General features: G+C 66.0%; 15 protein-coding genes. 12 read left to right on the top strand and 3 right to left on the bottom strand.

Annotated features, from left to right (window positions below; all coding sequences use genetic code 11):
• The first annotated feature begins 20 nt into the window (after positions 1-20).
• Genes RN629_RS02290 through rsmA form a run of 3 tightly spaced genes read left to right on the top strand, consistent with a single transcriptional unit; the run spans position 21 to position 3238 of the window.
• A complete protein-coding gene (locus tag RN629_RS02290) occupies positions 21-1403 on the top strand; it encodes a peptidylprolyl isomerase (protein WP_407033644.1) in 1383 nt (460 codons plus the stop codon).
• Positions 1404-1416: 13 nt separating this feature from the next.
• Positions 1417-2412, top strand: a complete 996-nt coding sequence (gene pdxA, locus RN629_RS02285) for a 4-hydroxythreonine-4-phosphate dehydrogenase PdxA (RefSeq protein WP_407033643.1) — start codon at positions 1417-1419, stop codon at positions 2410-2412.
• A 1-nt stretch (position 2413) separates the two neighbouring features.
• A complete protein-coding gene (gene rsmA, locus RN629_RS02280; protein WP_407033642.1) occupies positions 2414-3238 on the top strand; it encodes a 16S rRNA (adenine(1518)-N(6)/adenine(1519)-N(6))-dimethyltransferase RsmA in 825 nt (274 codons plus the stop codon).
• 32 nt (positions 3239-3270) lie between these two features.
• On the opposite strand, the gene RN629_RS02275 is transcribed toward rsmA, so the two are convergent.
• From RN629_RS02275 to guaB, 3 genes are read right to left on the bottom strand one after another with little or no spacing between them, the layout of a single operon-like run.
• Positions 3271-3774, bottom strand: coding sequence for a tetratricopeptide repeat protein (locus tag RN629_RS02275; protein WP_407033641.1), 504 nt, complete (start codon positions 3772-3774; stop codon positions 3271-3273).
• A 33-nt stretch (positions 3775-3807) separates the two neighbouring features.
• Positions 3808-4995 (bottom strand): RsmB/NOP family class I SAM-dependent RNA methyltransferase, encoded by a 1188-nt coding sequence (locus tag RN629_RS02270; protein WP_407033640.1) that lies wholly within the window; start codon positions 4993-4995, stop codon positions 3808-3810.
• 18 nt (positions 4996-5013) lie between these two features.
• A complete protein-coding gene (gene guaB / locus RN629_RS02265; RefSeq protein WP_407033639.1) occupies positions 5014-6471 on the bottom strand; it encodes an IMP dehydrogenase in 1458 nt (485 codons plus the stop codon).
• 127 nt (positions 6472-6598) lie between these two features.
• Between guaB and RN629_RS02260 the strand changes: the two genes are divergently transcribed.
• The 9 genes from RN629_RS02260 to RN629_RS02220 all read left to right on the top strand — a co-directional run bounded on the left by RN629_RS02260 (position 6599) and on the right by RN629_RS02220 (position 13203).
• Complete coding sequence (locus tag RN629_RS02260; RefSeq protein ID WP_407033638.1) at positions 6599-7582, top strand: SPFH domain-containing protein; 984 nt, start codon at positions 6599-6601, stop codon at positions 7580-7582.
• Complete coding sequence (locus tag RN629_RS02255; protein WP_407033637.1) at positions 7579-8034, top strand: NfeD family protein; 456 nt, start codon at positions 7579-7581, stop codon at positions 8032-8034. Before RN629_RS02260 ends, RN629_RS02255 begins: the two co-directional genes overlap by 4 nt.
• A 70-nt stretch (positions 8035-8104) precedes the next feature.
• Positions 8105-8812 carry a response regulator gene (locus tag RN629_RS02250; RefSeq protein ID WP_407033636.1) on the top strand — a complete coding sequence of 236 codons (708 nt, stop codon included), beginning with the start codon at positions 8105-8107 and terminating at the stop codon, positions 8810-8812.
• Complete coding sequence (locus RN629_RS02245; RefSeq protein WP_407033635.1) at positions 8781-10346, top strand: sensor histidine kinase; 1566 nt, start codon at positions 8781-8783, stop codon at positions 10344-10346. Before RN629_RS02250 ends, RN629_RS02245 begins: the two co-directional genes overlap by 32 nt.
• On the top strand, positions 10343-10780 hold the full coding sequence (locus tag RN629_RS02240; protein ID WP_407033634.1) for an HPr kinase/phosphorylase: 438 nt from the start codon (positions 10343-10345) through the stop codon (positions 10778-10780). Before RN629_RS02245 ends, RN629_RS02240 begins: the two co-directional genes overlap by 4 nt.
• Positions 10780-11691, top strand: coding sequence for an RNase adapter RapZ (rapZ, locus tag RN629_RS02235; protein ID WP_407033633.1), 912 nt, complete (start codon positions 10780-10782; stop codon positions 11689-11691). Before RN629_RS02240 ends, rapZ begins: the two co-directional genes overlap by 1 nt.
• A gap of 18 nt (positions 11692-11709) precedes the next feature.
• Positions 11710-12117 carry a PTS sugar transporter subunit IIA gene (locus RN629_RS02230; protein WP_407033722.1) on the top strand — a complete coding sequence of 136 codons (408 nt, stop codon included), beginning with the start codon at positions 11710-11712 and terminating at the stop codon, positions 12115-12117.
• A complete protein-coding gene (locus tag RN629_RS02225; RefSeq protein WP_407033632.1) occupies positions 12114-12386 on the top strand; it encodes an HPr family phosphocarrier protein in 273 nt (90 codons plus the stop codon). The genes RN629_RS02230 and RN629_RS02225 overlap by 4 nt, the downstream gene beginning before the upstream one ends.
• 1 nt (position 12387) lies before the next feature.
• Complete coding sequence (locus tag RN629_RS02220; RefSeq protein WP_407033631.1) at positions 12388-13203, top strand: TrmH family RNA methyltransferase; 816 nt, start codon at positions 12388-12390, stop codon at positions 13201-13203.
• Positions 13204-13242: the final 39 nt, after the last annotated feature.

Genomic DNA, 13242 nt, shown 5'->3' with positions numbered 1-13242 from the left:
ACGCGCCCCATGCAGGCGCGATGAGGATCACAGACACGGTGAAGAACGACATTCGTACCAAAGGCCGTTTTCTTCGTGGAGCGGGTGTGACGATGCTGGCCGCCATGGCGGCGGGCGCACTGGCGCAGACCGTGCCGGACCAGGCGGTGCCCGACACGGGTGGCCTGAACATCCCGTCCAACCTGCAGCTGTTCGGCAAGCTGGACCCCAATGTCCGCAAGCCGACCGCGATCGTGAACGACACGGTGCTGACCGGCACCGACCTGGATCAGCGCATGGCGCTGGCCATGGCGCTCAACAACGTCACCAAGCTGTCGCCCGAGGATCGGGACCGGCTGCGGATGCAGATCCTGCGCCAGCTGATCGACGAGACGTTGCAGATCCAGGAGGCGAAGACCGCCGACATCGTCGTCACCCCGGCCGAGATCAACCAGGCCTATGCCCGCTTCTCGCAGCAGTTCGGCAAGAACCCCGCGAGCATGACGACCTATCTGCGCTCGGTCGGATCGTCCGAAAAGTCGATGCGCCGCCAGATCGAGGGCGAACTGGCCTGGAGTCGTTATCTGCGCAAGCGGGTGGAGCCCTTCGTCAATGTCGGCGACGAGGAGGTGAAGGCCATTCAGGCCCGCCTCGAGGCCGCCAAGGGCACCGAGGAATTCAACCTCAAGGAAATCTTCCTGTCGGCCAATGAGGCGACCTCGCAGCAGGTGTTCGCCAATGCCCGCCAGATCATCGGCGAAATCCAGAAGGGGCAGCAGCCCTTCGAATATTTCGCGCGCAGCTTCTCCGAAGCCTCGACCCGCGCGGTCAATGGCGACCTGGGCTGGGTCCGCGCGGCGCAGCTGCCGCCCGAACTCGCTTCTGCGGCGCAATCGATGCAGGTCGGTCAGGTCGCCGGTCCGATCCAGGTTCCGGGCGGCTTCTCGATCCTGTATCTCACGGACAAGCGGCAGGTGCTGACCGCCGATCCGCGCGACTCGCGCCTGTCGCTCAAGCAGCTGACGGTGAAATTCCCGGCGGGCACGACACAGGCCCAGGCCAGTGCCCGGGCCGCCGATTTCGCCAAGGCGACCCAGGCGATCCGCGGCTGCGGCGACGTGCAGCGTGTCGCGACGACGTTGAATGCCGAAGTGGTCGACAATGATCAGGTGACGATCCGTCAGCTCCCGGCGCCGCTCCAGGAAATCCTGCTGAAGATGCAGATCGGCCAGGCGACGCCGCCCTTTGGTTCGCCCGAGCAGGGTGTCCGTTCGCTTGTGCTGTGCGACCGCGAGGAACCGCATTCGGGCAATCTGCCGACGACCGACCAGATCCAGAATCAGGTCGAGCAGCAACGCGTGAACCTGCGTGCGAACCAGAAGATGCGTGACCTTCGCCGCGACGCGGTGATCGAATATCGTTGAGGGAGACGCACGCATGATCCGGCCTCTGGCGATTTCGATGGGTGATCCGGCGGGTATCGGGCCGGAGATTATCGCCAAGGCCTGGGCCGCGCGGCATTCCGCCAAGCTGCCCCCCTTTCTGGCGGTCGGGGACTCCCGCGCCATCGCCAGGGTGTGGGACGGTCCCACCGTCCGGGTATCCGACATGGCCACCGCGGTCAGCGCCTTTGACGAGGCGCTGCCGATCCTGTCGGTCGACGATGCAGGCGAGGTGACGCCGGGCGCACCCGATGTGGAGGGCGCGCGCTGTGCGCTTCATGCCTTGGAACTCGCCGTTGGGCTGGTCCGGTCGGAAGCTGCCTCGGCGCTTGTGACCGGGCCGGTCAGCAAGGCGCAACTGTATAGCATCGGCTTCAATCATCCCGGCCAGACCGAGTTCGTCGCGGAGCGTTGCGGCGTCGCCGGGGCCAATGCGGTCATGATGCTGGCCGGTCCGTCGCTGCGGGTCGTTCCGATCACCACCCATGTTCCGCTTGCCGAGGTATCCGGCCTCCTGTCGGTCGACCTGATCGTCGCCAAGGGGCGCGCGACTGCGCGGGGGCTGTCCCGCAATTTCGGGATCGCCACCCCTCGCCTCGCCTTTGCGGGGCTCAACCCCCATGCGGGCGAAAGCGGCACGATCGGGCGCGAGGAAATCGATCTCCTCGAACCGGCGATCGCCCAGCTCCGCGCCGAAGGGATCGACGCCACCGGGCCATTCGCGGCCGACACGCTGTTCCACGCGCGGGCTCGGGCCGGGTACGATGTGGTGCTGTGCTGCTATCACGATCAAGCGTTGGTCCCGATCAAGACGCTCCATTTCGACGAGGGCGTCAACATCACGCTGGGTCTGCCGATCGTGCGGACCTCGCCCGACCATGGCACCGCCTTTGGCATTGCGGGGCAGGACCGGGCACATCCGGGCGCGATGATCGCCGCCATCGCCATGGCGGGTGAAGCAACTCAGCGGCGCGCGCAACCGGCCAACTGACATGAATCCCGTTACGCCGTTGCAACCGCTGCGCGAAGTGATCGCGCGCCATGGCCTGTCCGCATCCAAGTCGCTCGGCCAGAACTTCCTGTTCGACGGGCAGTTGCTGGCCCGCATCGCCGCCATTCCGGGCGACCTGACCGACCAGCAGGTACTGGAGATCGGTCCTGGGCCAGGCGGCCTCACCCGTGCGCTGCTGATGGCGGGCGCCCGGGTGACCGCGATCGAGCGTGACCGGCGCTGCATCCCGGCACTCGCCGAATTATCCGAGGCCTTTCCCGATCGGCTGACGGTGATCGAGGGCGATGCGCTGCGCGTCAATGCGGCGTCGCTGTTCGAGGAGCCGCCGCATATCGTCTCCAACCTGCCCTATAATGTCGGCACGCCATTGCTGGTCGGCTGGCTATCCGGGACATGGCTGCCCTGGTGGAAATCCTGCACGCTGATGTTCCAGAAGGAAGTCGCCGAGCGGATCGTCGCTGCGCCCGACAATTCGGCCTATGGCCGGCTGGCGGTGCTGACCCAGTGGCGCAGCGATGCGCGGATCGCGATGCCGGTCCATCGCTCCGCCTTCACGCCCCCGCCCAAGGTGATGTCGGCGGTCGTCCACATCACGCCGAACGATGCCCCGGACGGCGTGACCTTCCGCACGCTGGAGCGCCTAACCGCGACCGCCTTCGGTCAGCGGCGCAAGATGCTGCGACAGAGTTTGAAGCCCGTGCCGAATGCCGTCGAAGCGCTGGAGTCGATCGGCATCGATCCGGCCCGGCGCGCCGAAACGCTGTCTGTCGCCGAATTCGTCGCGCTCGCACGCGCGCTGGGATGAGGAGGCCCGGCGTTGCCGCCAGGCTCCATCGATCAGTTCTTGGCGGGAACGACCTTGGTTTCCGCCTGAGCCGTGGTGACGGGGGGCGGCCCCTTGGCGATGACCGCGGCCAGCGCTGACGCATCGGCGCAGTCCTGCTTGCACAACGTCTTGATCTTGGTGAGATTGTCCTTGGCCCGCGTCACTGCGCCCTTTTGGACCAGAGCTTCGCCCTGCCCGCGTAGCGCGCGCAAATCGTTGGGATCGAGCAACAGCGCCTCGCGATAGAGCCGGATCGCCTTGCCCGGCAGGCCGCGCGCGTCGGCCACCTCGGCGAGCAGGATGAATGCCGCCCGGTTGCGCGGATCGACCGCCACCGCCGTTTCCAGCACATCCGTTGCCTCGTCGAGATTGCCCGAAGCCTTTAACCCACGCCCCTGTTCCAGCAACTGCATCGAACGAGCGTCGATCTGCGCATCGGGGCGTTGCCCACTGAGCGAGGTGGACACCGAAACCACCGCCAGCGCGGCCGCGACGGCCAGGGACGACAAACGCATGAAGAACTCCGAACTGGGCACAAGGCGGTTACGCTAGCATGGTGCCCGAAGGCAGGCGACAAAAAAGCCGTCCGTCCCATGGCTGGCGGGGTCGAGGCGGCGGCCATGGCCATGCGCCGCGCCGATTGCGCCCGGAAGCACCTCGACCGACCAGCGCGGATGACGATCGCGAAAGGCCGCGACCTGTTCCGTGCCTTCCACGTCGAGCAGCGAACAGACGATATAGATCATCCTCCCACCCGGCTTGACCAGCGCCGCGCCGATATCCAGCACTTGCGCCTGCATCGCCTGTAGCCGCGCCAACCGGTCGGGGCTCAGGCGCCACCGCGCTTCGGGATTGCGCCGCCAGGTGCCGGTGCCCGAGCAGGGCGCGTCGATCAGGACGCCATCGGCCTTGCCAGCCCAATCGGCCAGCATCTCGACCTCTCGACCGGGATTGAGCAGCCGACTCTCGATGATCGTCGCCCCAGCCCTCTCTGCTCGAGGGAGCAGGCGCTGAAGACGCGCGCGATCGACGTCGCAGGCGAGCAGTGCGCCGCGATTGTCCATCGCCGCCGCAAGCTGGAGCGTCTTGCCCCCTGCGCCCGCGCACAGATCCACCAGCCATTCGTCTGGGGCGGCCGCCAGCGCGGCGCCGACCAGCTGGCTGCCTTCATCCTGCACCTCGACAAGACCGGCGCGATAGATGTCGGACTGCTCGACCGGCGTGCCGTTGGGCAGGCGCAGTCCAAGCGGCGCGAGCGGCGTCGGGTTCGCCTCGGGCCATTGCGCCAGCACGGCCTCCCGCGTCGTCGCCAGACTATTGACCCTGACGTCGAGCGGCGCGCGCGAAATCAACGCGGCCTGCTGCGCCTCGGTGAGCCCGGACCGGGTGAGCGCCTCGACCAACCAACTGGGCGCAACACCGCCCTCGGCCCGCGGTTCGTCCGCCAGGATCGGTACGGGGCCATGCGCGGACCCGTCAAAGCTCTCCGCCAGCACCGGATCGAGGTCCGCCAGCGCGAGCATCGCGGCACGGCCACTGGGCGGCATGGGGCCAGCCTGGCGGATAGCGGCATAGACCAGCTCGCGCACCGCCCGCCGGTCTTTCGATCCGGCATAGCGGCGCGTCGAGAAATAGCGGGCGATCAGCGTGTCGGCCGCCGCCCCACCCGCCGCAGCGGATGCGACGACCGCGTCGAGCAACTCGATCGCCGCCTGGGTTCGTGCGGCGGGGGTCATGACGAAGCGCCTTTAAGCTTAGCGGGTTGGATAATTGGGTGCCTCACGCGTGATCGTCACGTCGTGGACATGGCTTTCCTTCAGCCCTGCGCCGGTGATCTGCACGAACTTCGCCCGCTCGCGCAGATCCTTGAGCGTCGCCGATCCGGTATAGCCCATCGCCGCCTTGATGCCGCCGACAAGCTGATGAATCACATCCCGCGCCGGGCCCTTGTACGCGACCTGCCCCTCGATGCCCTCGGGAACCAGCTTCATCTGGTCCTTGATATCGCCCTGAAAATAGCGGTCCGCCGAGCCACGTCCCATGGCACCAACCGAGCCCATGCCGCGATAGGATTTATAGGCTCGTCCCTGATACAGGAACGTCTCACCCGGCGCTTCCTCTGTGCCCGCGAGCAGCGAACCCACCATGCACGCGCCGGCTCCGGCCGACAGCGCCTTGGCGAGATCGCCCGAGGTGCGCAGGCCGCCATCGGCAATGACCGGCACGCCGCTCTTCCAGCCTTCCTCGGCGCAGTCCATGACGGCGGTCAACTGCGGCACGCCCACGCCCGCGACGATACGGGTGGTGCAGATCGATCCCGGTCCGATGCCGACCTTGATCGCGTCGGCCCCCGCGTCGATCAATGCACGGGTCGCCGCCGCCGTGGCGACATTGCCCGCGATCACCTGAACCGTCTCGGAGAGCTTCTTGGCCGCTTCCACGGCGCGCGCCACGTCGCGATTATGACCGTGCGCGGTATCGATGATGACGCAATCGACCTCCGCCTCGACCAGCGCGCGGGTCCGATCGAACCCCTTTTCCCCGACGGTCGAAGCGGCGGCAACACGCAGCCGCCCCGATGCGTCCTTGGTCGCCGACGGATAGGTCACCGCCTTCTCGATATCCTTGACGGTGATCAGGCCGACGCAGCGATAGCTGTCGTCCACCACCAGCAGCTTCTCGATCCGGCGCTGGTGCAGCAGGCGACGGGCCTCGTCCTGCCCGACACCGACCCGCACCGTGGCGAGATCCTCATGCGTCATCAGCTCGGAAACCGGCTGTTGCGGGTTCTCGGCGAAGCGGACGTCGCGGTTGGTCAGGATACCGACCAGCCGGCCGTCAAACTCGACGACGGGAATGCCGCTGATGCGGTGACGCGCCATCAATGCCTGCGCCTCGGCGAGAGTCGCGGTCGGCGAAATCGTGATGGGGTTGACCACCATGCCACTCTCGAACCGCTTGACCTGCCGCACGGCGGCGACCTGCTGCTCGACGGTGAGGTTGCGATGGAGCACGCCCATGCCGCCCAGCTGCGCCATGACGATCGCCATGTCCGCCTCGGTCACCGTATCCATGGCCGCCGACAGGACGGGGATGTTGAGCGCGATCGAGCGGGTCAGTTGCGTGCGCGTGTCCGCGCTGCTCGGCAGAACGTCGGACTCCTGCGGCACGAGGAGCACGTCGTCAAAGGTGAGGCCGAGGCGGATATCCATGGGGCTGCCAAATCCTGCGAAGGGAACAAGTGGCAGGCCATGTAACCAAAGCGAACCGTTCCCGCTAGGCCCTTGCTGCACCGCCATGCTAGAAGCGCGTCGGATCGATCACTGGGGGAGTTTGTCGATGGGCCTGATCATCGCCGCGCTGACGGTGCTGCTCGTGCTGTTATATCTGATGATGTCGATCAAGATCGTCCGTCAGGGCTATCAATACACGATCGAGCATTTCGGCCGCTATACCGGCACCGCCGCGCCCGGTTTCAATTTCTACCCCGCCTTTTTCTACCGTGTCGGGCGACGCGTGAACATGATGGAGCAAGTGATCGACATTCCGGGACAGGAGATCATCACCAAGGACAATGCGATGATCTCGACCGATGGCGTCGTGTTCTTTCAGGTCCTCGATGCACCTAAGGCCGCCTATGAGGTCTCGGACCTCTATGTCGCGCTGCTGAACCTGGTGACGACCAATCTCCGCACGGTCATGGGGTCGATGGACCTCGATGAAACCTTGTCGAAGCGCGACGAAATCAATGCCCGCCTGCTCAACGTCGTCGACCACGCCACAACCCCCTGGGGCGTGAAGATCACCCGCGTCGAGATCAAGGATATCCGTCCGCCAGTGGATATCGTCAATGCCATGGCCCGCCAGATGAAGGCCGAACGCGAGAAGCGCGCCAATATTCTGGAGGCCGAAGGCTCGCGGGCGTCGGAGATCCTGCGCGCCGAGGGGCAGAAGCAGGCCCGCATCCTGGAGGCGGAAGGGCGGCGCGAATCGGCGTTTCGCGACTCGGAGGCCCGCGAGCGCGCCGCCGAAGCGGAAGCCAAGGCGACCCAGGTGGTGTCGGAGGCGATCGCAGCGGGCGGGACACAGGCGATCAACTATTTCGTCGCACAGAAATATGTCGAGGCCGTCGGCAAGTTCGCGACCAGCCCCAATGCCAAGACGATCCTCTTCCCGGTCGAAGCCACACAATTGATCGGCACGCTGGGCGGCATAGGGGAACTGGCCAAGGACGCGCTGCAATCGGCGAAGGGCGCCGCTCCCACGAGCCAAACCCCTCCCGCTCGCAACAGGCCGGGGCCGTTCGACTCCACCGTGTCGTGACGATTGGCGGTCTCGATCCCGCCGCGCTGTGGCTTGCGGCGGGGCTGGTCTTCGGCATTGCCGAATTGCTCGTGCCCGGCGTCTTCCTGATCTTTCTGGCGATCGCAGCCGGTGTGACGGCGCTGACCATATGGACACTGCCCGATCTCCCGATCGGACTGCAACTCGCCGAATTCGCGCTATGGAGCGTCGCCTGCGTGACGATCGGGCGGCGATGGTATCGCCAATATCCCAAAGATAATGGTGCGCCGACGCTCAACGAACCCGCTTTACGGCTGCGGGGCCAGATCGTCACGGTGACGATGCCCATCATAGGCGGCGCGGGACGCGCCAGGCTGGGCGACGGCGAATGGCCGGTTCGCGGACCAGATGCGGAGATCGGAACGCGGCTGCGCATCGCCCATGTCGATGGCGGCGTGCTGCTGGTCGAGGCGATCGACCCGACGGCCTGACGGCGGGAATGGTACGCGGCGATGTGCGAAGATGGTTGAGCCGTGCTGCGCTTTGGCCTAACCGAAGCGCATGACCGCTTCGATCGCACTGGTCGATGACGACCGGAACATCCTGACCTCCGTCTCGATCGCGTTGCAGGCGGAAGGTTTCCTCACGCGGATCTATGCGGATGGTGAGGCCGCGCTCAAGGCGCTGATCGACAATCCGCCCGACCTGGCGATCTTCGACATCAAGATGCCGCGCATGGATGGGCTGGAACTGCTTCGCCGCCTTCGCGAGAAGAGCCAGATCCCGGTGATTTTCCTCACCAGCAAGGACGACGAGCTGGACGAAGCGCTAGGGCTGGCGATGGGCGCGGACGATTACATCGCCAAGCCCTTTTCGCAGCGGCTGCTGATCGCCCGCATCCGGGCCATCCTGCGCCGGTCGGAACATGCCGGGCAAATGCAAGGGGCGTCGAGCCCGGACGCGCAGGGGCCGCTGACGCGCGGCCCACTCGCCATGGACCCGGCGCGCCATAAGGTGACCTGGAAGGACCAGGCGGTAACCCTCACAGTCACCGAATTCCTGATTCTGGAGACACTGGCCCAACGCCCGGGCATCGTCCGGACGCGCAACCAGTTGATGGATGCCGCCTATCAGGACGATATCTATGTCGATGACCGGACGATCGACAGCCATATCAAGCGGTTGCGGCGCAAGTTCCGACAGGTAGATCCCGAATTCGACGCCATCGAGACGCTCTATGGCGCTGGCTACCGATTCTCCGAGGAGTGAAGCTCCCGACCTCGCGCTGCGCTGGTCGGGCCAGATTTCGCTGACCCAGCGAATTCTGGCGCTCAATATCTTTACCCCGCTCCTGCTGGCGGGCGGCTTCTTTTACCTCGATTCCTATCGAACGCGACTGCTCGACAATCGGGTGATGCAGGCGCTGCGCGAGGTCCGCCTGATGGGCGAAGCACTGGGCGCGGCGCGCCCGGATGCGCGGGATGCACTGGTGATTCGCCTCGCCCGCGACACGGGCGGGCGCGTCCGGCTCTATGGTCAGAATGGCCAGGTCCGCGCGGACAGCCGCGAGATGGGCGTGCGGAACTTCGTGCTGCGCGATCCGGATAAGCAGGATTGGGGACAGGCCATCGCCCGTTTCCTCGACGCGGGCATCGACACCGTTGTCGGTGCGGCCCGGCCGCCGCTTTATCGCGAACGGCGCGGCGCGACCGAGTGGCCCGATGTCATGGCCGCCCGGCAAGGAAAGGTGTCCGCCTCGGTCTGGCGTGCGCCCGATCGCACCCCGGTCATTACCGCCGCAGCGCCCTTGCCCGGCGGCGGCGCGATCATGTCGACCGAGAATGCGCGCGTCATCACCGAGACGGTGCGTATCGAGCGCTTCCGCCTCAGCGTGCTTCTCGCGATGGTGGCAATGATCTCGGTGCTGCTCTCGCTCTTCCTAGCGCGGACGATCGTAAGGCCGTTGCGACGACTGGCGCGCGCGGCAGTGCGGGTGCGGCTGGGACGCGCGCGCGAGGTCGTCGTCCCCCGGCTCCCCGATCGGCGGGACGAACTGGGGATGCTGGCGCGCGCGCTGTCCGATATGAGTCTTGCGCTCCGGGCGCGCATCGATGCGACCGAGGCCTTTGCCGCCGACGTCACCCATGAACTGAAAAATCCGCTCGCTTCGCTGCGCTCCGCCGTCGAGACGCTGGAAACGATCCGCGACCCCGGCCTTCAGACCCAACTCCTGGCGGTGGTGCGGGACGATGTCCGGCGGCTCGACCGGCTAATCACCGACATCTCCGACGCCTCGCGCCTCGACGCGCAACTCAGCCGTGCCAAATTCGATCCGGTCGACCTGGGAGCGCTGATCCAGGGTCTTATCGACCAACGTCAGGCCCGCGGGGTGGAACGCGGCATCCGCCTGCGTTTCGACGCGACCGACCCGGAGCCCGCCATCATCTCAGGCGAGGGGGCGCGGCTGGAACGGGTATTTGAAAATCTGATCGCCAACGCCCTCTCCTTTTCACCCGATCAAGCGACCGTCGCGATCAGCCTGGCCCGCGACGAAGAGGACTGGGTCGTGCGCGTCGAGGATGAAGGCCCCGGCGTTCCCGCGGAGGCGCGTGAGGCGATTTTCCGCCGCTTTCATTCGGTCCGCCCAGTCAGCGAGGATTTCGGTCGGCATTCGGGCCTGGGTCTGGCCATCGCGCGGACCATCGTGGAGGCGCATCAAGGCCGCATCCATGTCGAATCGCGTGAGGACCGCATAAGCGGCGCGCGGTTCGTCGTTCGCCTGCCGCGCGCGGTCATGGCATGACCGACGGTCCATTGCCCGTCCCGGCGTTGATCCATGCCACCTGTGTTGCGATCGGCGACACAGGCGTGCTGTTGCGCGGGGCCTCCGGATCCGGAAAATCGGATCTCGCGCTGCGTCTGATCGACCGGGGCGCGGAACTGGTCAGCGACGATTATTGTCATGTGTCCGCGATCGAAGGACGCCTGTACGTCACCCCGCCGGATAGGATTGCCGGACGTATAGAGGTTCGCGGCGTCGGCATCCTGGCCCTTCCCTATCGGCCGTTTGCCATCGCCGGTCTGGTCGTGGATCTGGGCGAGGAGCCTCGCCTCCCCGACCCGGCCGAAACGGTCATCGCCGGGATGACCGTGCCGCTGGTGTCGATCACCCCCTTCCCCGCCTCCGCCCCGATCAAGATCGAACGTCTGGTCGCATGCCTCAAGGACAATGCCTGATGGATCGCAAACGCATTCTGCTGGTCACCGGCATGTCCGGCGCCGGCACTTCGACCGTTCTCAAGACCTTGGAGGATCTGGGGTGGGAGGTGGTCGACAACCTGCCGTTGATCCTGCTCGACAGCCTGCTGGACGCGCCACCGCCCGCAGGCATGGAAGGCCGCAACCGGCCCCTGGCCATCAGCCTGGGCGTTCGCACCCGCGACTTCGATCCGCACCGGGTCGTGGAGCGCGTGGAGCGGTTGAAGGATAGCCCCCGCCTCGCCATCGAATCGCTCTTCCTCAATTGCGGGGGGACCGAGTTGAAGCGACGCTATGCCGAAACCCGGCACCGTCATCCGCTGGCGCTCGATCGTGCGGCGGACGACGGCATCGCGTATGAACGCGCGCTGTTGGGGCCGTTGCGCGATATGGCGGATCGCTTGCTCGATACCACCAACATGACCAGCAACGATCTGGGCCAGTGGATTCGCGCCAATTACGCGGTCGAAGGGCTCAGCGAGCCGGTGCTGACGGTCACGTCGTTCGGTTTTTCCAAGGGGCTGCCGCGAAACGCCGACCTGGTGTTTGACATGCGCTTCCTGCGCAATCCGCACTGGTCCGCGGACTTAAGGCCCGGCACGGGACTCGACAAGCCGGTGATCGACTATATCCGCCACGATCCCGCCTATGAGACCACGATGGAGCAGCTTGAAGCGCTGCTCACGACGCTGGTTCCGCGCTATATCGCCTCGGGGAAATCCTATATCACCATCGCGATCGGCTGTACCGGCGGGCGGCATCGGTCGGTTCACGTCGCCGAACGGATCGCGGGACGGTTGCGCCAGAACGGTTTTTCGCCCACGGTGATGCATCGTGATTTGGGTGCCGTGCCAAAAGACTCCCTCGAAGCCGGGCCGGCCAAGCAATGATGGATATGCGTGTCTGACATGATCGGTCTGGTTCTGGTGACCCACGGGCGGCTCGCCGATGAGTTCGTCACCGCGATGGTCCATGTCGTCGGCCCCCAGGAGCGGATTGCGACCATCGCGATCGGCCCGGATGACGATATGGAGGAACGCCGCGCCGATATCGCGGCGGCGATCGGCGCGGTCGATGCCGGTCGCGGCGTCATCGTGCTGACCGATCTGTTCGGCGGCACGCCGTCCAATCTCGCCATCTCGCTGATGGACCGCGGTCGGGTGGAAGTAATCGCGGGCATGAACCTGCCGATGCTGATCCGCCTGGGCTCCGCACGCAAGTCGATGCAGGTGGTCGATGCCGTCGCTGCCGCGCGTGAGGCGGGGCGCAAATATATTTCCGTCGCGTCCGAAGTGCTGGGCGAGGCCGCTGCATGAGCGCGCGGACGCGGACGGTCCTCATCACCAATCGGCGCGGCCTTCACGCCCGGGCCAGTGCCAAGTTCGTAACCCTGGCCTCCAGCCAGCCCTGTGAAGTCCGCGTGGCCAAGGACGGCAGCACGGTGACGGGCACCTCGATCATGGGATTGATGATGCTGGGTGCCGCGATGGGCGACAGCATCACGATCAGTGCGGATGGCAATGGTGCCGACGCCACGGTCGAGGCACTGGTCGCGCTGGTGGAAGCGAAATTCGGCGAAGACTGACATGCCCCGTGAAATTACTGCCTATTCCAACCCGCTCATCAAATGGGCTCGGGACCTGCGCGACAAGCGCCACCGCCGCGAAGCCCGCCAGTTTCTGGCCGAAGGGTTGCGCATCCTGACCGAGGCGCGCGAGACGGGGCGGCTGCCCAGCCTGTTGTTCTTCGCCAAGCCCTCGGCACATCATCCGCTTGTCCAGGAACTGGTGCGCGCCGTGGAAGCCGCGGGCGGCGAAGCCATCGAGACGACGCCGGACATCCTGTCCAAATTGTCGGGCAAGGACAATCCGCAGGCGGTGGTCGGGGTCTTCGACGAATTCACGTCGACCCTGGCGGGGCTGGACCGGTCCTCATCGGGGATCTGGCTGGTCGCCGAGCGATTGCGCGATCCCGGCAACCTGGGCACGATCCTGCGTACCGGCGATGCGGTCGGTGCCGGCGGGTTGATCCTGGTCGGCGAGTGCGTCGATCCCTTCTCGGTCGAGGCGGTGCGCGCCAGCATGGGCGCGCTGTTCACGATACCGATCGTGCGGACCGAATGGCAGCCCTTTCTTAACTGGTTGCGCGAGGGCCCCGGCCAGTTGGTCGGCCTGAGCCTCGACACCGATTTCGACTATCGCGGCGCGCGCTATGCCGCGCCGACCTTCCTGCTGACCGGCAACGAGGCGCAGGGCATGCCAAGCGACTATGCCGCCGCGTGCGATCTGCTGGTCAAGATACCGATGCTGGGCAAGGCCGACAGCCTGAATGCCGCAGTAGCGACCGCGGTGATGGCCTATGAGGTATTGGCCCAGCAAGGCGGCACGACGCGCAAGGCCTGACGCGGAAAGCGCGATGAGATCCGACAGCATGTCGGCTTA

The organism is Facivitalis istanbulensis, from assembly GCF_040560405.1.
Lineage (GTDB): Bacteria > Pseudomonadota > Alphaproteobacteria > Sphingomonadales > Sphingomonadaceae > Sphingomonas > Sphingomonas istanbulensis.
This window is presented reverse-complemented; position numbering and strand designations above follow the sequence as displayed.

Coding starts and splice junctions, on each gene's coding strand:
- RN629_RS02245 (WP_407033635.1), top strand. CDS start 8,781: ATGGCGCTGGCTACCGATTCTCCGAGGAGTGAAGCTCCCGACCTCGCG.
- RN629_RS02225 (WP_407033632.1), top strand. CDS start 12,114: ATGAGCGCGCGGACGCGGACGGTCCTCATCACCAATCGGCGCGGCCTT.
- RN629_RS02230 (WP_407033722.1), top strand. CDS start 11,710: ATGATCGGTCTGGTTCTGGTGACCCACGGGCGGCTCGCCGATGAGTTC.
- RN629_RS02250 (WP_407033636.1), top strand. CDS start 8,105: ATGACCGCTTCGATCGCACTGGTCGATGACGACCGGAACATCCTGACC.
- RN629_RS02260 (WP_407033638.1), top strand. CDS start 6,599: ATGGGCCTGATCATCGCCGCGCTGACGGTGCTGCTCGTGCTGTTATAT.
- RN629_RS02240 (WP_407033634.1), top strand. CDS start 10,343: ATGACCGACGGTCCATTGCCCGTCCCGGCGTTGATCCATGCCACCTGT.
- RN629_RS02290 (WP_407033644.1), top strand. CDS start 21: ATGAGGATCACAGACACGGTGAAGAACGACATTCGTACCAAAGGCCGT.
- guaB (WP_407033639.1), bottom strand. CDS start 6,471: ATGGATATCCGCCTCGGCCTCACCTTTGACGACGTGCTCCTCGTGCCG.
- pdxA (WP_407033643.1), top strand. CDS start 1,417: ATGATCCGGCCTCTGGCGATTTCGATGGGTGATCCGGCGGGTATCGGG.
- RN629_RS02270 (WP_407033640.1), bottom strand. CDS start 4,995: ATGACCCCCGCCGCACGAACCCAGGCGGCGATCGAGTTGCTCGACGCG.
- RN629_RS02220 (WP_407033631.1), top strand. CDS start 12,388: ATGCCCCGTGAAATTACTGCCTATTCCAACCCGCTCATCAAATGGGCT.
- rapZ (WP_407033633.1), top strand. CDS start 10,780: ATGGATCGCAAACGCATTCTGCTGGTCACCGGCATGTCCGGCGCCGGC.
- rsmA (WP_407033642.1), top strand. CDS start 2,414: ATGAATCCCGTTACGCCGTTGCAACCGCTGCGCGAAGTGATCGCGCGC.
- RN629_RS02275 (WP_407033641.1), bottom strand. CDS start 3,774: ATGCGTTTGTCGTCCCTGGCCGTCGCGGCCGCGCTGGCGGTGGTTTCG.